This is a genomic window from Starkeya nomas, assembly GCF_902703545.1.
In the GTDB taxonomy this organism is placed as follows: domain Bacteria; phylum Pseudomonadota; class Alphaproteobacteria; order Rhizobiales; family Xanthobacteraceae; genus Ancylobacter; species Ancylobacter moscoviensis.
Window position 1 is genome coordinate 2,609,099 of the sequence record NZ_CACSAS010000001.1, and the last position, 18,894, is coordinate 2,627,992.

At 68.2% G+C, this 18,894-nt stretch carries 13 protein-coding genes; 10 read left to right on the forward strand and 3 right to left on the reverse strand.

Going from position 1 to position 18,894, the window contains the following annotated elements:
• Positions 1–193: 193 nt before the first annotated feature.
• Genes bcsA through STARVERO_RS12650 form a run of 4 tightly spaced genes read left to right on the forward strand, consistent with a single transcriptional unit; the run spans position 194 to position 8,506 of the window.
• The gene (bcsA, locus tag STARVERO_RS12635; RefSeq protein ID WP_144344608.1) at positions 194–2,401 is read left to right on the forward strand and encodes a UDP-forming cellulose synthase catalytic subunit; all 2,208 of its coding nucleotides are present in this window, start codon (positions 194–196) and stop codon (positions 2,399–2,401) included.
• A 5-nt stretch (positions 2,402–2,406) separates the two neighbouring features.
• On the forward strand, positions 2,407–5,154 hold the full coding sequence (locus STARVERO_RS12640; protein WP_159599156.1) for a cellulose biosynthesis cyclic di-GMP-binding regulatory protein BcsB: 2,748 nt from the start codon (positions 2,407–2,409) through the stop codon (positions 5,152–5,154).
• 50 nt (positions 5,155–5,204) lie between these two features.
• Positions 5,205–6,215, forward strand: a complete 1,011-nt coding sequence (locus STARVERO_RS12645; protein WP_244616758.1) for a family 8 glycosyl hydrolase — start codon at positions 5,205–5,207, stop codon at positions 6,213–6,215.
• The gene (locus STARVERO_RS12650; protein ID WP_159599160.1) at positions 6,206–8,506 is read left to right on the forward strand and encodes a hypothetical protein; all 2,301 of its coding nucleotides are present in this window, start codon (positions 6,206–6,208) and stop codon (positions 8,504–8,506) included. Before STARVERO_RS12645 ends, STARVERO_RS12650 begins: the two co-directional genes overlap by 10 nt.
• Positions 8,507–8,551: 45 nt before the next feature.
• Here the strand turns inward: STARVERO_RS12650 and STARVERO_RS12655 are convergent, their stop codons facing one another.
• Complete coding sequence (locus STARVERO_RS12655; protein ID WP_159599162.1) at positions 8,552–9,451, reverse strand: LysR family transcriptional regulator; 900 nt, start codon at positions 9,449–9,451, stop codon at positions 8,552–8,554.
• Positions 9,452–9,610: 159 nt separating this feature from the next.
• Between STARVERO_RS12655 and STARVERO_RS12660 the strand changes: the two genes are divergently transcribed.
• The 6 genes from STARVERO_RS12660 to STARVERO_RS12685 all read left to right on the forward strand — a co-directional run bounded on the left by STARVERO_RS12660 (position 9,611) and on the right by STARVERO_RS12685 (position 15,595).
• Positions 9,611–10,792, forward strand: coding sequence for an MFS transporter (locus tag STARVERO_RS12660; RefSeq protein ID WP_159601754.1), 1,182 nt, complete (start codon positions 9,611–9,613; stop codon positions 10,790–10,792).
• Positions 10,793–10,825: 33 nt separating this feature from the next.
• Complete coding sequence (locus STARVERO_RS12665; RefSeq protein WP_159599164.1) at positions 10,826–11,653, forward strand: aldo/keto reductase; 828 nt, start codon at positions 10,826–10,828, stop codon at positions 11,651–11,653.
• 130 nt (positions 11,654–11,783) lie between these two features.
• Complete coding sequence (locus STARVERO_RS12670) at positions 11,784–12,350, forward strand: TetR/AcrR family transcriptional regulator (RefSeq protein WP_159599166.1); 567 nt, start codon at positions 11,784–11,786, stop codon at positions 12,348–12,350.
• Positions 12,351–12,431: 81 nt separating this feature from the next.
• Positions 12,432–13,598: a transporter substrate-binding domain-containing protein gene (locus STARVERO_RS12675; protein ID WP_159599168.1), complete on the forward strand. Its 1,167-nt coding sequence runs from the start codon at positions 12,432–12,434 to the stop codon at positions 13,596–13,598.
• A gap of 14 nt (positions 13,599–13,612) precedes the next feature.
• A complete protein-coding gene (locus STARVERO_RS12680; protein WP_159599170.1) occupies positions 13,613–14,251 on the forward strand; it encodes an ANTAR domain-containing response regulator in 639 nt (212 codons plus the stop codon).
• A 306-nt stretch (positions 14,252–14,557) separates the two neighbouring features.
• Positions 14,558–15,595: an aliphatic amidase gene (locus tag STARVERO_RS12685; protein WP_144344599.1), complete on the forward strand. Its 1,038-nt coding sequence runs from the start codon at positions 14,558–14,560 to the stop codon at positions 15,593–15,595.
• Between the two features lie 64 nt (positions 15,596–15,659).
• On the opposite strand, the gene STARVERO_RS12690 is transcribed toward STARVERO_RS12685, so the two are convergent.
• Together STARVERO_RS12690 and STARVERO_RS12695 are read right to left on the reverse strand one after the other, a co-directional pair.
• Entirely contained in the window at positions 15,660–17,957 is a 2,298-nt protein-coding gene (locus STARVERO_RS12690; protein WP_159599172.1) for a nitric oxide reductase activation protein NorD, read from the reverse strand.
• Positions 17,954–18,766 (reverse strand): CbbQ/NirQ/NorQ/GpvN family protein, encoded by an 813-nt coding sequence (locus STARVERO_RS12695; RefSeq protein ID WP_159599174.1) that lies wholly within the window; start codon positions 18,764–18,766, stop codon positions 17,954–17,956. The genes STARVERO_RS12690 and STARVERO_RS12695 overlap by 4 nt, the downstream gene beginning before the upstream one ends.
• Between the last annotated feature and the right edge of the window lie 128 nt (positions 18,767–18,894).

The window sequence follows — 18,894 nt, forward strand, 5'->3', positions numbered from 1 at the left end:
CGCCCAGACCACGACAGCCCTCAATCGCAGTCTGAACAACGCCGAATCACTTGTATAAAATGACTTTACCCTGCACAGCTGGCGCTTGGAATCGAACAAATCACCCCTTAATTCGATTTTAGATAGGTTTTTTCAACTTCTGCCCATTATCAGAATCCCGACGTCACCGGGATTGGACGAGACAGGAAAGTCGATGCGCAAAGCATGGATCGCCGTTCTGTGGGCTATCGCGTCCCTGGTCGTGGTGTTCTTGATCACACTACCGATCAGCCTGCAGGCTCATCTTATCGCCGGTTGCATCGTGGTCGTCGCGATGATCCTGCTCAAGATGTTCGGCCCGCCCGTCGGCCCGCTACGCACCGTCGCCCTGGCGCTCGGCACCGCCATCGTGCTGCGCTACGTCTACTGGCGCACCACCAGCACCATTCCGCCGATAACGCAGATCGAAGATTTCATCCCGGGTTTCCTGCTGTATCTCGCCGAGATGTACAGCGTCTTCATGCTGTTCCTCAGTCTGTTCGTCGTCTCCGCGCCGATGCCGGAGCGCAGCGCACCGCCGATTCCGGCCGATCAGGTTCCCTCCGTCGACGTCTTCATCCCGACCTATAACGAAGACCCGCACCTGCTCGCCTCGACCATCTCGGCGGCGCTGAGCATGGATTACCCCGCGGACAAGTTCACCGTCTGGCTGCTCGACGACGGCGGCACCGACCAGAAATGCGAGCAGGACGACCACGTCCAGGCCGCGGCGGCCGTAAAGCGCCGAGCCGAACTCCAGGAACTCTGCGCCGGCCTCGGCGCCCGCTACCTCACCCGTGCGAAGAATGAGCACGCCAAGGCCGGCAACCTGAACAACGGCCTCCAGCATTCGCAGGCGGAACTGGTCGCGGTGTTCGACGCCGACCACGCGCCGACGCGCGACTTCCTCACCAATACGGTCGGCTATTTCCTCCAGGACGAGAACCTGTTCCTGGTGCAGACGCCGCACTTCTTCATCAATCCCGATCCGCTGGAACGCAACCTCGGCACCTTCGACACGATGCCGTCCGAGAACGAGATGTTCTACGGCATCATCCAGCGCGGGCTCGACAAGTGGGATGCCGCCTTCTTCTGCGGCTCGGCCGCGGTGCTGAGCCGGCGCGCGCTCAACGAAACCAACGGCTTCAGCGGCGTCACCATCACCGAGGACTGCGAGACCGCGCTCGAGCTGCATTCGCGCGGCTGGCACTCGATCTATGTCGAGAAGCCGATGATCGCCGGCCTGCAGCCGGAGAGCTACGCCAGCTTCATCGGCCAGCGCTCGCGCTGGGCGCAGGGCATGATGCAGATCCTGCGCTTCCACTTCCCGCCCGGCAAGCGCGGCCTCACCCTCGCCCAGCGGCTCAGCTACTGTTCCAGCACGCTGTTCTGGCTGTTTCCCTATTCGCGGCTGATGTTCCTCATCTCGCCGCTGTTCTACCTGTTCTTCTCGCTGGAGATCTTCAACGCCTCCGGTGCCGAGTTCCTCGCCTACACCACCACCTACATGCTGGTGAACCTGCTGATGCAGAACTACCTCTACGGCCGCTACCGCTGGCCGTGGATCTCGGAACTCTACGAATACATACAGGCGATCTACCTGTTCCCGGCACTGATCGCCGTGCTCGCCAACCCGCGCAAGCCCACCTTCAAGGTGACGGCCAAGCACGAGACCATGGAGGAGGGCCATGTGTCGGAGATCGGCCGGCCCTTCTTCATCATCTTCGCCGTGCTGATCGTCGGCGCGTTGCTGACGATCTGGCGCCTGCTCACCGAGCCGTTCAACCAGGACGTCATCATCGTCGTCGGCGGCTGGAACCTGCTCAACCTGCTGCTGGCGGGCTGTGCGCTCGGCGTCGTCTCGGAGCGGCGCAACCGCCGCCGCTCGCATCGCGTGAACCTCGCGCGGCGCGGCGAACTGGTGCTCAACGGCACCGCCTATCCCGCGATCATCGAGGACGGCTCGCTGGGCGGTGCGCGGGTGCGCCCCGCCGCCAATGTAACGCTGCCCGATCTCGAGCGCGGAACCGTCGGCCTGCTGCGCTTCCGCCCGCTGGCGCCGAACATCTCGGTCGACAGCCTGCCGGTCGGCATCCGCAATGTGGAACGCAACGACGACGACGTGCTGATCGGCTGCCAGTTCCAGCCCGACCAGCCTCTCCATTACCGGCTGATCGCCGACCTGATCTTCGCCAACTCCGACGAGTGGAAGAAATTCCAGGATTCGCGCCGCAACAATCCGGGCGTCCTCATGGGAACGATCCGCTTCGTGCGCACCGCGATCTTCCAGACCGGCCGCGGCCTCTCCTACCTGATCCACCTGCAGAAACTCTGGCGCGAGCGGCGCCGTCGCCCGGTCCTCGCGCCGGCCAAACGTGGATGACGACGATGCGCACGCTCTCCCGCCTCGCCGCCGCCGGCCTCGCGCTGGCCCTCGCGCAGGGCCCGCTCGCCAGTTCCGCCCTGTCGCCGGCCTTCGCCCAGACCTCCGCCGGTCAAGGCACCGGCTTCTCGATGACGCCGCCGATCCCCTCCTATGGCGGGTCGGAGAACCCGCCCGCTCCGGCGAACCCGCCGGCCGCCTCCGTGCCGATGACGCCGCCGGCGGCGAGCGGTTTGGCCGGGGGCAGCGCCCCCGTCGTGACCGCGCCGGCGCTGCCGCCGCTGTCGCCCGCCCCGGCTCCCTCGTCGTCGTCTTCGTGGGACACCGCGCCGCCCGCCACGACCGCGCAGGCGCCCGCGGCTCCCGTCGAGGAGCCCGCCCTGACGACGCCGGTCGCCCCCGCCGCGCCGGCTCCCGCCCCCTCCAGCGCGCCTTCCGCCGCGCCCTTCCAGATGGTGCCCGGCCAGCCCGCGCCGGTCGTAAATCTCGTCCCGGCCGCAGAAGCCACCCCGGCCGCGCCACGCCGGCCGGACCGCTTCATCGTCCCGCAGCGGCGGATGATCTTCGCCGGCGAGATCGCCTCGCGCGCCTGGGTGTTCCAGGCGACGCAAGAGGAAGCGAACCGCCAGGCCAGCTTCCTGCTGAGCTATCTCAGTGCCGTCGTGGTGATGCCGGAAACCTCGCGCATCCGCGTCAGCATCAACGGCCAGTCGGTGATCGAGCGTCCCATCGCCTCCTCGCAGGAGCCTTCGCATTTCGAGGTGCCGATCCCGCGTGGAACGCTGCGCGCCGGCGCCAATCTCGTGCGCATCGACGTCGTGCAGCGCCACCGCACCGATTGCGCGGTCACCGCGACCTACGAGCTATGGACCGAGATCAACAACGAGGGCACCGGCATCTCCTTCACCGGCGGCCGTCCGCCGCTCTCCGGCGGCCTCGACAACCTCGCCTCCATCGGCTTCGATCAGAACGGCGTGACGCCGATCCGCGTCGTGACTCCCGGCCCCATCGAAGGCGGCGGCAGCGCCCGCGTGCTGCGCGTGGTGCAGGGGCTGGCGGTGCGCGGGCAGTTCCCCAACCCGTCGGTCTCGGTGGCGGAAGGCCAGATCGGCCCGACGCCCAATGGCGGGCTCACCGTCGTCGTCGGCACCGCTTCCGAACTGCCCCGGCTCATGGCCTCGATGCCGAACGAGGCGCGGCTGCGCCCGATCACCAGCCTGATCGAGGACGAGCGCCTCGGGGCGCCGACGCTGGTAATCTCCGGCCCCACGCCGACAGATGTCGACCGTGCCATCGACCGGCTGAACGCGATCTCCATCGCGCAGACCGACGCGGTCAACACCGCGCCCTATTTCGCCCCGAACGCGCCGCTGTTCAGCAGCGCGCGTAGCGTGCGGCTCGCCGATCTCGGCGTCGCCACGCAGGAATTCTCCGGCCGACGCTTCCGCGTGGAGTTCCAGATCGCCCTGCCGGCGGACTTCTACGCCCAGGCTTATGGCCATGCCCGCCTGTCGCTCGATGCCGCCTTCACCGCGGCGGTCCGCCCCGGCAGCCATGTCGACGTCTATGTGAACGAGCAGATCGCCTCCAACCTGCCGATCACCAAGAGCGGCGGCGGCCTGTTCCAGAACGAGCCGATGCAGATCCCGCTGCGCAACTTCCGCCCCGGTGTGAACCGCGTCTGGCTGGAGATCGTGCTCGATACCGAGTCCGACGCGCGCTGCTTGCCCGGCGCCACGCTGCCGGCCGAAAACCGCTTCGTGCTGTTCGATTCCACCGAGTTCTCGATCGGCAACTTCGCCCGCATCGGGCGGCTGCCGGATCTGGCGGCGTTCTCCGCCAATTCCTTCCCCTACAATCTCGACGACAACCCGCTCGCCGTCGTGCTGGCGCGCCAGGATTCCTCCACGCTCTCGGCGGCCGGCACGCTGATGTCGCGCCTCGCGCTCTCCAACGGCGCGCCGCTGCCGATCGACGCCGCGCCCGCCTCGGCGACGCTCGGCAACCGGAACGCGATCTTCGTGGGCGGCATCGACCACGTTTCGTCCAGCGTGCTCGATCAGGTGGGCGTGGCGGAATCGGCCCGCTCCAACTGGGTCGTCTCGGCCAGCGGCGACGACGTCCCCAATTCCGGTAGCGAGGAATACGACAACGTCCTCGAACGCTTCCGCAAGCGCCAGGCCGGCGAAGACCCGGCGCTCGCGCCCGTGCCGCCGTCGAGCGAGAACACGCCGGAAATCTACCAGCGCTGGCGCGACAACGTGCAGGGCCGCACGAATGTCTACGGCCTGCTGGAAGGCTTCGAAGGCTGGCTGGAACGCACCTTCTCGATCAACTTCGCCTCCTTCCGCATCCAGGAGGGGCGTACCTTCTACGAGCCGCCGCCGCGCACCTCGGTGCTGATGGCGCAGGGCACGAGCCCCTCCGGTTCCTCCGCCTGGACACTGGTGGCCGGCCGTACGCCGGAAGCCCTCGCCACCGCGATGACCCGCTTCACCTCCGAGAGCGTGTGGAACCGCGTCGGCGGCCAGGCGGTCGCCTATCAGGTGGCCTCGGGCGAGATCGACCGGCGCGACATCCGCAGCTTCCGGTTCATTCTCACCCAGCCGCTGTCCTTCGCCAATTTCCGCATGATCGCGGCCAACTGGCTGTCGATCAACATCGTGCCCTACGCGTTGATGCTGATCATCGCCGGCACCATCCTTGGCATCGCCACCGCCCTGCTGCTTCGCCGGCTGGGGCGGCCCACATGATCGGAAGGTGGCTCGCCGGCCTCGCCCTGCTTGCCTGCGGAGCGCTTTCCATGGCCTCCCCCACCACCGCCCAGACCGCCACGCCGATCCCGATGGAGGCGTGGAACAGCTATATGGCGCGCTTCGTCGACGAGAGCGGACGGGTCGTCGACAGCGCCAATGGCGGCATCAGCCATAGCGAGGGTCAGGGCTATGGCATGCTGCTGGCGTATTTAGCAGGTGACAGAAGCAACTTTGAACGCATATGGAGTTTTACGCGTACCGAGTTGCTGATTCGCGATGACGGACTTGCAGCATGGCGCTGGGATCCCAATTCTACACCTCGTGTCACCGACGTAAATGCGGCGAGCGACGGGGATTTGTTGATCGCCTATGCCCTCGCAAGGGCAGGGTTGGCGTGGAACCAGCAAGCCTATATCGATTCCGCGAAGAAGATCGCGCGCGCCGTCGGACAGAAACTCATCGTAAAGGACGGCTCTCGGCTCCTGCTGCTTCCGGGGATTTCCGGCTTCTCTGCCAGCGAGCGCAAGGACGGGCCGATACTGAATCTGTCCTACTGGATATTCGAGACGTTCCCGGTCATGACGCGCCTTGCGCCGGAGTACGACTGGGCGGGCGTGGCCAATACGGGGCTGGAACTCCTGAGCATCGCGCAGCTCGGCCCGGCTCGACTGCCGCCCGACTGGATTTCAGCCCCCGCGGGCAAGCCGGTTACCGTGGCGGAGGGCTTTCCGCCGGTCTTTGGTTACAATTCATTAAGGATATCTCTTTACCTTTTGAGAGCAGGGATCGAGAACACGGCATTACAGGAACCCTTCCGGCGGAACTGGCTGATCGACAATGGGGGCACCCCGGCGATCGTCGACATCCCGACCGGACGCGCGCTTACGCAGCTTACCGACCCGGGCTATCGCATGCTCGGCGCGGTCCTCGCGTGCGCCCTGAACGCCACCCCGATCCCCGCCGATCTACGACGGTTTGAGCCGACGCTCTACTATCCGTCGACGTTGTATTTGTTGGGCTGGGCGCTGATCGCGGAGCGATATCCGAAATGTCTTTGAAGAGAGCCATTCTGTTGCTCATGCTCGGGGGAGCCGTCGTTCCCGCGATTGGTCAACAGATAGAGCTCCCCGGCAGCGGCCGCAAAACCGATGCCGGCAATACCGCCCGCGCCAAGGTCGACGAGACCGCTCTCCGCTATTTCGCCTCGCAGGGCGACACCCGCCGCCTGGAAGCCGAGATCGCGCGCCTGCGCGCGCTGTACCCGGACTGGTCGCCGCCCGACGACCTGTTCGGCCCGCAGACCGACGTCGAACTCCAGCGCATGTGGAAGCTGTATGCCGAAGGCAAGTACAGCGACGTGCGCAGCGCCATCGCCACCCGCCAGTCCGCCGACCCGTCCTGGCAGCCGCCGGCCGACCTGCTCGCCCGGCTCAATGAATCGGAAAGCCGCCGGCGGCTGATCAACGCCTCCGACGCCGAGCAGTGGAACACCGTGCTGCGCCTCGCCACCGAGACGCCGGGCCTGTTGACCTGCCCGAACATCGACATTCTCTGGCGCGTCGCCGAGGCCTTCACCAAGACTGACCAGCCGCCGCGGGCGATCGACGCCTACACTTACATCCTGAACAACTGTAACGACGCGGCCGAGCGGCTGGCGACGGTGCAGAAGGCGATGCCGCTGCTGTCCGACGAGCAGATCCAGAGCCTGCTCAAGCTCGAGCGCAAGGACGCCGCCGGCAATCCCGAATTCGCCGCGCTGCGCGACGATCTCATTCGCCGCCGCATGGGGCATGCCGCCGAGAACCCCGAGTACACGGTGCCCGCCGACGACATCAAGCGGATGGAGGAGCTGGCGCGCAAGGGCACGACGCCCGGCGACCCGCTGCTGCTCGGCTGGTACCTGTTCCGTCACGACGAGGCGACCCGCGCGCTCGAATGGTTCAAGCTGGCGCTCGACCGCAAGGGCGGCGCCAAGTCGGCCGAAGGCTATGTGCTGGCGCTGAACTTCCTCGGCCGCTCGCTCGAGGCCGAGCCGATCGCCTTCGAGTGGCGCGACGCCGCGCCGGAGAACAACAAGGCCTATCTCGACGTCGTCATCGCGCTGCTCACCGCCGATCCGCCGCCGGTGCTCGACGAGATCGTGCTCACGCGCTTCAGCCCCGTGGTGATGCGCGACAAATACGTGCCGGGTGCCCAGGGCCTCGGCTGGTACGCCTACAACACCGGGCAGATCGTCACCGCCCAGTCCTGGTTCGAGACCGCCCTCAACTGGGATCCGAACGACGAGCCCTCCGCCTACGGCCTCTCGCTCACCTTCTGGCGTCTCGGCGACGTCGCGCGCCTCAACGCCATGGTGCAGAGCTGGGGTCAGCGCTCCGAGCGCATCGTCGCGCTGGTCGATCCGGTCGTCCGCGCCCGTCTGGAAGCGCGCAACGCGCAGACGCAGACGCTCGGCGGGCTGCGCCTCGATCCGCTCGTCGCCGCCGCCAACCGCCTGACCCCGCCACCCACGCGGCAGCCCCCGCCGGTCGGCGTGCCGACCCTCGGCCCGCAGAGCGCGCGTGGCTATGTGCGCGGCGCGCAGTATGCGCCGGTGCCGACCGCCGGCCAGGTGGCCCAGTTCCAGCCGATCCCGCAGCCGGGCAATGCGGCCGCGCCGCTGGCCTATCAGGGCGCCCCCTATCAGAGCGGCATCCCGTTCCCCGCCCTGCCGGCAGCGCCGGCGCAACCGGTGGCGCAGGCTTCCTACGCGGCCCAGCCCTCCTATCCCGCCGCCGACTACGTGCCGCCGACGCCGCGCCGCCGTCCGGTCTCGCGCTCGGTCGCCCGCACCGGCAGCACCGAGGTGGGCGCGACCGCCTCCTCCGGCGGTGCCGGCGCCGTTGCCCGTGGCTGGAGGCTGCTCGACCTCGACCGGCCGATGGAAGCGGTCCGGGCATTCGACGAGGGTCTCGCCCGCGGCACCGGCCGCGTCGCCGAGGACGCCGCCTACGGCAAGTCGCTCGCCTATCTGCGCCTCGGCATGACCAACCGCGCCCAGGCCGCCGCGCTCGAGGCGCCGCAGAATCCGCGCCGTTCGGTCCAGCTCAGCGGCGACCTCCTCGCCCAGCGCGCGCTCGCCGCCTACAAGGACGAGCGCTACGTGGAAGCTATCATCGCACTCGACGAACGCTCCCGCATCGCCCCCGAACAGCAGGATCTGATGGTGCTGCGCGCCTGGTCCTACTACAAGATTCGCGACCTGCGCTCGGCCGAGCGCATCTTCCGGGCGCTGGCAGCGCAGGGCAATGCCGAGGGCCATAACGGCATCTCCGCCATCGACGCGCTGACCAAGAAGTACCGGACCTGACGATCACCGGCGGCGGGACTCGCGCCGAATCCCGCCGCTGGACAGCTACCGGCCGATCCGCTCTACGAGGAAATCGACGAAGGCACGGATGCGGGCGGCGAGATAATCGTGCCCGACGAAGACCGCGTGCACCTGCTCGATATCCCGCCCGTTGAACGCATCCAGCACCGGCACCAGCGTCCCCGCCTCGATATCCGGCTGGGCATGGAAGCGCCCGATGCGGGCAAGGCCCAGCCCGTCGAGCGCGAGGCGACGCAGCATGGCGCCGCTGTTCCCCTCGAGATTGCCGGTGACCGGCAGCGCGTAGCTTTCCCCCGACACCGGATCGCGGAACGGCCATTCGTCCAGGCTGCGGCGGAAATTGAAGCGCAGGCAGTTGTGCTGCGCGAGGTCCGCCGGCGTCGCCGGCATGCCGTGACGTTCGAGGTAGGCGGGAGAGGCGATGATCACCCGGTCGCTCTCCATCACCTTGCGTGCCTTGAGGCTGGAATCGCGCATCGGCCCAGAGCGCAGGCCGATATCTGCCCGCTCTGCCACGAGGTCGATCACCTCGTCGCTCAGCGAAAGGTCGAGCTGCACCTCCGGATAGCGGGCGAGGAATTCCGGGATCAGCGGCACGAGGCAGCGCTCGCCGAAGCCGACGGAGGCGCTCACCCGCAACCGGCCACGCGGCACGGCGGCGGCGCCGGCGGCGATGAAGCGCTCCGCCTCGTCGATCTCGCCGAGGATGCGGCGCGCCCGCGCCACATAGGCCTCGCCCTCGCTGGTCAGGACGATGGCGCGGGTCGAGCGGTTGAGCAGGCGCACGCCGAGCCGCTCCTCCAGCCGCGACACCAGCTTGCTCACCGCCGAGGGCGACAGGCCGAGCCGGCGCCCTGCGGCGGAGAAGCTGCCGCGCTCCACCGCCTCGACCAGCACCTGCATCTCGCCCGCGCGATTGTCCAAGGTCGACCTTATCTGTGATTTCAGTTCACAGGTATTGATCCATCATAGCGGCTTATCGCGCAAGCCGGCGCCGCGCATATTCGCCGCAACACCCGTCATCGCTTGCTGCGTCGCGCCCAAGGCGCGGGCGCGCGGAGATTTGTTATGTCGCTCACCAGAATGCCCCTCGCGCTGTTCGCGCTCACCATCGCGGCCTATGCGATCGGCACCACCGAATTCGTCATCGTCGGCCTGCTGCCCACCGTCGCCGCCGACCTGTCCATCAACCTGCCGCTCGCCGGCCTGATCGTCAGCGTCTACGCGCTCGGCGTCACCTTCGGCGCGCCGGTCCTCACCGCGCTGACCGGCCGGATGGAGCGCAAGCCGCTCCTGCTCGGCCTGATGGCGCTGTTCGTCATCGGCAACACCGCCGCCGCGCTGAGCCCGAGCTACGAATTGCTGCTGGTCGCGCGCGTGCTGTCCGCCTTCGCCCATGGCGTGTTCTTCTCGGTCGGGTCGACCATCGCCGCCGACCTCGTGCCGGCCGACCGGCGCGCCTCGGCCATCGCCATGATGTTCATGGGCCTGACGGTCGCCATCGTCACCGGCGTGCCGATGGGCACCTTTATCGGCCAGACCTTCGGCTGGCGCGCCACCTTCTGGGCGGTCGCCGCGCTGGGCGTCGTCGCTTTCATCGGCATCGCCGCGCTGTTGCCCGCCAATCTCAGCCGCGCCGAGCCCGCCCGCCTCGTCGACCAACTGCGCGTCCTGGGCTCCGGCCGGCTGCTCATCGTCTACGGCATGACCGCGCTCGGCTATGGCGGCACCTTCGTCGCCTTCACCTATCTCGCCTCGATCCTGGAGCACATCACCGGCTTCGCCGCCTCCAGCGTCAGCCTGATCCTGGTGCTGTACGGCGCCGCCATCGCGGTGGGCAACATCGTCGGCGGACGGATCGCCGACCGCGACCCGGTGAAGGCGCTCACCTTCCTCTTCGTCGCGCAGGCGGCGGTACTGGCGCTGTTCAGCTTCACCGCGCTCTCGCCCTGGCTCGCCCTGCCGACGCTCGCCGCGCTGGGCTTCCTGTCCTTCGCCAACGTGCCGGGCCTGCAGATCTATGTCGTCGAGCTGGCGAAGAAGGTGCGTCCCGGCGCGGTGGACGTCGCCTCGGCGCTCAATATCGCCGCCTTCAATCTCGGCATCGCCATCGGCGCCTGGGTCGGCGGCCTTGTCGTCGCCTCCCCGCTCGGGCTCGGCGCGACGCCCTGGGTCGGCGCCATCCTGGTTGTCGCCGCGCTGGGACTGACTATGTGGAGCGGCATGCTGGATCGGCGCACGACGCCCGAGCTGAGCCCCGCCTGAGCCCAAATCGGCCCGCCACCCATGGAGACTCCGATGAAATTCGTCACCGCCAATGGCGCCACCATTCCCGCGCTCGGCTACGGTACCTTCCGCCTGCCCGGCCCCGACACGCTGCGCATGGTTCCGCATGCGCTCAAGCTCGGCTTCCGCCACATCGACACCGCGCAGATCTACGGCAACGAGGCCGAGGTCGGCGAGGGCATCGAGCGCTCGGGCGTCCGCCGCGCCGACATCTTCCTCACCACCAAGGTGTGGGTCGACAAATACGGCCACGACGCGCTGGTCGCCTCGGTCGACGAGAGCCTGCGGAAGCTCAGGACCGACTATGTGGACCTGCTGCTTCTGCACTGGCCCGCAGGGCATCCCCTTCCCGAGCCGGTCGCGGCACTCAACGAGGTGGTCCGCTCCGGCAAGGTGCGGCACATCGGCGTCTCGAACTTCAACACCGCGCAGATGGCCGAGGCGATCGCACTCAGCGACGCACCGCTCGTCACCAACCAGATCGAATACCACCCCTATATCGACCAGAGCGTGGTGATACGGGCGGCCCGCGCCGCCGGCCTTTCCATCACCGCCTATTACGCCATGGCTGACGGCAAGGTGTTCGACGAGCCGGTGCTGAAGGAGATCGCGGCGGCCAGGGGCAAGAGCGTCGCTCAGGTGGTGCTGCGCTGGGTGATCCAGCAGGACGGGCTCGTCGCCCTCTCCAAGACCGCGACCGAGACCCGCGCAGCCGAGAACTTCGCCATCTTCGACTTCGAGCTGTCGGCCGGCGAGATGGCGGCGATCCACGCCCTCGCCCGCCCGGACGGGCGGATCGTCAGCCCGGAGGGCCTCGCGCCGGTCTGGGACGCCGCCTGAGCCTTCCGCCGCGACCAGACCCGGAGCGCCGCGACCAACCGGCGCTCCGGGTTATTTCTTATTCCCATCAGCTATATTTTCGTGTTCATAGACAAGGGGATCGGGGCGGAGAGCGACAGGAGAAGCTGCGTTGCGGGTTACGAAGGCGAAGGTCGCCGAGCATCGCCGTTCCATTCTTTCCTCGGCCTCCCGGCTGTTCCGCGAACGCGGCTTCAAGGATGTCGGCGTTGCCGAGATCATGCAGGCCAGCGGCCTCACCCACGGCGCCTTCTACGGCCATTTTCGCTCCAAGGCGGACCTCGCCGACGAGGCCTGCCGCGAGGCCTGCGCAGAGGGGCTGGAGCGCTGGCTGAAATCGGCCAGTCTCGGCGACATCCTCGACCGCTACCTGACCCCCGCCCATCGCGACAACCCGGCCAATGGCTGCGCCCTCTCCGCCTTCGGCGCCGAGGTCGCCCGCCAGTCGCCCGATCTCCAGAAGAGCTATGCCGAAGGGCTGAACGACTTCGTCGAGGCGATCGAGCGCCACATGGATGCCGAGACGCCCGAGGCCCGGCGCCGGCAGGCGATGGCGGTGCTCACCAGCATGATCGGCGCGCTCACCATGGCCCGCGGCGTCGCGGCGGGCGATCCCGAACTCTCCGCGGAGATCCTCGAAAGCGCGCGCCGCGAACTGCGCGAGTGCTTCGGCATCTGAGGCAAACGCCGTATTGCGCCTTTCGTCCGGGACTGGACACATGCACCCTGTGACGTTGCAGGACGGAGGTGCATGCGGCTCATGGCGAGTGGTTCTTCGGCGGTCCGGCCCTGGCGCATCGGCGTCCTGTTTTCCGCCACCGGCGTGACGGCGGCGGTCGAAACCTCCCAGCTCGGCGGCACGCTGCTCGCCATCGACGAGATCAACGAAGCCGGCGGCGTGCTCGGCCGTCCGGTGGAGGCGGTTGTCTACGATCCCGCCTCCGAGCCGCGGGCCTATCGCCGACTTGCCGAAAGGCTGCTCACCGAGGACGGCGTGCGCCTCATCTTCGGCGGCTACATGTCCTCCACCCGCAAGGCGATGCTGCCGGTGGTAGAGGCCCACCGTGGGCTGCTGTTCTACCCCACCCTCTATGAGGGCTTCGAATATTCCCGCCACTGCGTCTACACCGGCGCCGCGCCGAACCAGAATTCGATCCAGCTCGCCAATTACCTGCTGAGCACCTGCGGCAACCGCTTCTTCATGATCGGTTCCGACTACGTCTACCCCTACGAGTCGAACCGCATCATGACCGACTTCGTCGTCCAGTCGCGCGGTACCGTGCTGGACGAGATCTACGTGCCGCTCGGCGCGGGGCCGGCGGAATTCGACCGCGTCATGGCGAAGGTGCAGCGGGCGGCGCCGGACGTCATCTTCTCCACCGTGGTCGGGGCGGATACCGCGACACTGTACGAGGCCCACCACGCCGCCGGGCTCGATGCCGCCACGCTGCCGATCGCCAGCCTCACCACCGGCGAGGCCGAGGTGGCGGCAATGCCGGCCGAGGTGGCCGCCGGCCACATCACCGCTGCCCCTTTCTTCGAGACCCTCGACACGCCCGCCGCGCGCCGCTTCGTCGCCGCCTTCAAGCGGCGCAACGGGGTGCACATGCCCGTCACCGCCGCCGCCGAGGCGGCCTATTTCCAGGTGCACCTCGCCATGCGCGCCCTCGCCGCCGCCGGTACCGATGCCCCGGAGCCGCTGCTCGCCCAGCTTGGCGAGAGTGCCTTCGACGCCCCACAGGGCCGGGTGCGCATCGACGGGACGAACAACCACACCTATCTGCGCCCGCGCATCGCCCGTCTGGATGCGAGAGGACGCTTCCGGGTGGTGTGGGACGCCGGCGCGCCGGTGAAGCCGGACCCCTATTGCGTGGCCCAGAGCCTGAGCGACTGGCCGGCCGACGGCCGCCAGATCGCGCTCTCCTGACGGTGGAGGGCATCATGGCGATCCAGATCCTCAAGGACCTGCGCGGCCTCCGGGTGCACGTCATCCATCCGCCGGACGAGGAGCGGCCGAGCCTCGTCGAGCATCTGCGGCGCATCGGCTGCACGGTGGAGATCGTCTGGCCGGTGCCGGACGAATGGCCCGCCGCCGACGTGGTGCTGCTCGCCATCGAGCAGGACGCGCGCGCCGAGACAGTGAGGCTGCTGAAGACCGACCCGCATTCCCGCCCGACGCTCATCGCGGTGGTCGGCTATGAGAACCCCTCGACGCTCCAGCTCGTGCTGGAATCGGGCGCGGTCGCCGTGGTGGAGCGGCCGATCCGGCCCTTCGGCCTGCTCACCAACCTCACCATCGCCCGCAGCCTGTGGCTGGAGCGCGAAGAGACGAAGAAGCGCATCTCCCGGCTGGAGCACAAGCTTTCCGGCATCCAGAAGATCCAGCGGGCCAAGTCGATCCTGATGGAAAATCTCGGCCTCACCGAGGAGGACGCCTATCAGAGCCTGCGCCGGCAGGCGATGTCGAAGCGCGTGCCGATGGAGGACATGGCGCTCTCCATCATCCACGCCACGGAGATCCTGCAGGTTTCCCCCAAGACCCGAGACGCCCGCGCGGGTGAAACGCCCCCCGGCTCTTGAACTGCGGGAGTGATGATGGTTAGATATTTTCTATGGACGTTTTTCGGGCAATCGAGCTCGAAATGGCGTCTCCCGCCCGGCCACCAACGTTGTTGGCCGTGCAAGGCAATGTAGCCCGGAAGGCTCGCGAGAGCCTGTCGGGCTTTTTTTGTGCCTGAATTCCGGCGGGACAACGCGGTTCCGCCCGTCCCGGAATGCCCGCGGCCGGCTCTCCTTTCCGCGGCTCCTTCCCCCGATCCCACAAGAACGCAATGGCCCGGCCGCTTGCGATGAGCGCCCGCGCGCCTTTCCGAGGAGAACCCACCCATGTTGCACGGCGACGTTTCCAGCAGCAAAGACACCGTCGGCGTAGCGGTCGTGAACTACAAGATGCCGCGGCTCCACACCAAGGCCGAAGTGCTCGAGAACGCGAAGAAGATTGCCGACATGATCGTCGGCATGAAGACCGGCTTGCCGGGCATGGATCTCGTCATCTTCCCGGAATACTCGACCCACGGAATCATGTACGACTCCAAGGAGATGTACGAGACCGCCTCCACCGTGCCCGGCGACGAGACGGAGATCTTCGCCGAGGCCTGCCGCAAGGCGAAGGTGTGGGGCGTGTTCTCGCTCACCGGCGAGCGCCACGAGGAGCACCCGCACAAGGCGCCCTACAACACGCTCATCCTGATGAACGATAAGGGCGAGATCGTCCAGAAGTACCGCAAGATTATGCCCTGGGTGCCGATCGAGGGCTGGTATCCCGGCAACTGCACCTATGTCTCGGAAGGCCCCAAGGGACTGAAGGTCTCGCTCATCATCTGCGATGACGGCAACTATCCCGAGATCTGGCGGGACTGCGCGATGCGCGGCGCGGAGTTGATCGTGCGCTGCCAGGGCTACATGTATCCGGCCAAGGACCAGCAGGTGGTCATGGCCAAGGCCATGGCATGGGCGAACAACTGCTATGTCGCGGTGGCGAACGCCGCCGGCTTCGACGGCGTCTATTCCTATTTCGGCCATTCGGCCATCGTCGGCTTCGACGGCCGCACGCTCGGCGAATGCGGCGAGGAGGAATACGGCATCCAGTACGCCCAGCTCTCCGTGTCGCTGATCCGCGACGCGCGCAAGAACATGCAGTCGCAGAACCATCTCTTCAAGCTGGTGCATCGCGGCTACACCGGCATGATCAATTCCGGCGACGGCGACAAGGGCGAGGCCGCCTGCCCCTACGACTTCTACAAGCGCTGGATCGCCGATCCGGAAGGCACGCGCGAGATGGTGGAATCCTTCACCCGCACCACCGTCGGCACCGAGGAATGTCCCATCGAGGGCATCCCCAATCCCGAGAACACGCATCGATAGGCGTCGGATCCCGCCTCCTGCAATCTCATGGCCGGGCGTGTCCCGGCCATTCCTGTCTTCGCGCTCACCGCCGCGCCAGGCGGAAATAAAGCTCCGACAGCCGCATCGGCAGGTCCTCGAGCCGGCGCACCGGCATGGCGTTGGCCTTCCCGAAGATGGCCGGCCCGGAGCCGACCTCGCCCGGATCGAGCGTGACCCCGAACGTGTCGATGCCCTGCGAGCGCAGCTGCAGCACCACCCGCCGCGCGTCCTGAACCAGATCCTGTGCGGCCACATCGATGTCGGAGGGCTCGCCGTCGGTCAGCACGAGGATCAGCTTGCGAAAGCTGCGCACGCGCGACATCTCCGCGCCGGCATGGCGCAGCGCCGCCCCGAGCCGGGTCGACAGACCCGAGGTCAGTCCCGCGAGGCGCGACATGGCCGGGGCACCGTAAGGCTCGTCGAAGCCTTTCACGCACGTCACCCGCACATCGTCGCGTCCCGCCGAGGCGAAGGCGAGCAGCGCGAAGTCGTCGCCGAGCCCTTCGAGCGCCTCTCCCAGCATCGCCACGGCGAGCTTTTCGACGTCGAGCACGTTGGAACCGTCCGTCAGCTTCTCGCGCGTCGATTGCGACACGTCGACCAGCACCAGCACGGCGAGATCTCGCTGCAGCAGCGCGGTGGAGCGGAACACCCGCATATCCGGCATTTCGCCGGCGTGCCGCGCGATGGCCGCCTCGATGGCGGCGTCGATGTCGAGGTCGTAGCCTTCCGCCTGCCGCTTCAGCCGGGCCGCACGGCCGACCTTCGCCGCCCTGACCAGCCGGGCGATGCGCGCGCGCACCGGCGCGGAGCGGTCCAGCGCGCGTTGCAGCGGGCGGGTATCCCCCTCGACCGGCAGGGCCGCCCGCACGCTCGTCCAGTCCGGTCGCTCGACGCCCGCGCCCGCGTCCCATTCCGGGTAGGTGGCGATCACGACGCCCTTCTCGCCCGCGGCCTTCGGCCGGGCGCGGCCGGCGGGCTCGGGCGTCGGCTCCTCGTCCGCCGCGCCGTCCTCGGTCTCGCGCCGCTCGATGCGGGCGGCATCGACCATCATCTCGATCTCGGCCACCACATCCGGATCGATGTCGCCGAAGTCCCACAGCCCCAGCCCGTCGTCGCGATAGGCGGGCTCCACCACATGGCCCCGCCCGTCGAAACGGATGCGCCGCTGGCCGACATCATTGGCGAGCCTCGTGCCGATATCGAGGCTGATCAAGGGATCCTCGATCCGTTCCAGCGATGCGGCGAACAGCGCCTGCGCCTTGCCGACCAACGCATCCGGATCGCTGTAGGAGGGATCGAACAGCCCGCGCGCCACCCGCGCCAGCAGCGCGCCCGTCGTCGGCCCGTCCTCCGGCGAGGCGACGTGATAGGGCGCCCAGAGCCGGCACAGACCGGGATAGAGCCGCATCGCCAGAAGCTCGATCCGCGCATCCTCGACAAGGTTGGCCAGCGCCATCTGCACCGGCTTGAACTTGCGGATCGGAAAGCGTGGATTGCCGAAGAAGAGATGCGCGCCGGCATGGGCGGCGGCGGCGAGATAGAGCCGGCGCGAGGCCTCCCCCGCAACGCCGGGAAAGACATCCGGCAGGCGGATCGCCGGCCCGGCGATATTGGCGCGGCCCGGCGTGCCCGGGCCGGCGGGCGGCAGCGGCTGAAGGTTCGGCGTCGCGCCCCACAAGGCGGTCAGCACCATTTTCAGACCGGCCTCCAGTTCGTCGAAGCCCGGCCCGGCGCCGATGCGGGCAAGGAGGCCGAGCGCCAGCCGGTCCTCCAGCGCGAAGAAGGCGTGCTGGCGCGCGCGGTCGCGGCCGGCGGCCTTCAGCCCGGCCTCGATGAAGCCCTCGAAATCGGCCGCATGGCCGGGCAGCACCAGCCGGTGCGCCTGCCCGGCGACCCGTTCCACGCAGTCCGGCGCGGCACGGCCGAGGCCGGTCAGCGCGCGCCACCAGACAGCCCGCTCGCCCGCACCGGCGAGACGCGGCTCTATCTGCGTGAAAGCGACCAGTGCGGCGACGGTGGCGCTCGATCCGGCCTCCCGGCACAGAGCCGCGGCCCCAAGGGCGGTCTCGCCGAGTTCCGCCGGCGTCAGGCGCGGCGACAGCTCGACGCTGGCACGCCAGAAGGCGAGCAGGCCCCCGGCACCCGCATTGACGTCGACCAACGCCAGCACCCCCGTCGCCCACGGCTCCAGCGCCGCTTCGCCATGGCGCGCGGCAACGCGGCGGCGGGTATCGGCGAAGACGGAGGCCAGCGCCTCGCGCGCGGCCATCAGCCGGGCGAGGCGCGTGATCGCGGGCGTGGCGGTGCCGGGCGTGTCGAGGTCGAGGAGGTCGCTCATGCGAAGCAGGCGGAAATGGCGGAACCGAGCGCCTGCCGCACGTCGGCGTCGTCGGTGATCGGCAGCACGATGCCGGCATGCACCGCCGCCTCCAGCGGCACCCCGCCCGCCGCGAGCCGGCCGGCATGGATCAGCATGCGGGTGGAGGCGCCCTCGTCGAGCCCCTGCCCCTTCAGGTTGCGCGAGCAGGCGGCGATGGCGACCAGCGTGCGCGCGAGGGCGGGATCGGTGCCGGCCTCGCGCATCACGATCTCGGCCTCGAGTGCCGGCGCGGGATAGTCGAAATCGATGGCGACGAAGCGCTGCTTGGTGGACTCCTTGAGGTCCTTCACCGCGCTTTGGTAGCCGGGGTTGTAGGAGATGACGAGCTGGAAGTCGGGATGCGCCGGTATCAGCTCGTTGCGCTTCTCCAGCGGCAGCATGCGTCGGGCATCGGTGAGCGGATGGATGACGACGGTGGTGTCCTGCCGCGCCTCGACGATCTCGTCGAGATAGCAGATGGCGCCGTGGCGCACCGCCAGCGTCAAAGGGCCGTCGTGCCAGACGGTACCTTCCGGCGTCAGCAGGAAGCGGCCGGCAAGGTCGGCCGCGGTCATGTCCTCATGCGCGGCGACGGTGATGAGCGGCCGGCCGAGCCGCCAGGCCATGTATTCGACGAAGCGCGTCTTGCCGCAGCCGGTCGGGCCCTTGAGCATGACCGGCAGGCGATGCTTCCACGCCGCCTCGAAGACGGTGATCTCGTCGCCGACCGGCCGGTAATAGGGCTCGGCGTCGATGCGGTAGGCGGCAAGATCGGGGGCGATGAGCATCGGGGTCTCCGCGATGGTATAGGACCATCCCTCCCCGTCGGGCAGGAAAGGACGGCCCGAGAAAGGGCTGTCGGCAATCCCTGCCGCATCGCCGGCAACGGCTTTGTTGCCCGGCGCCGTCATTAGAA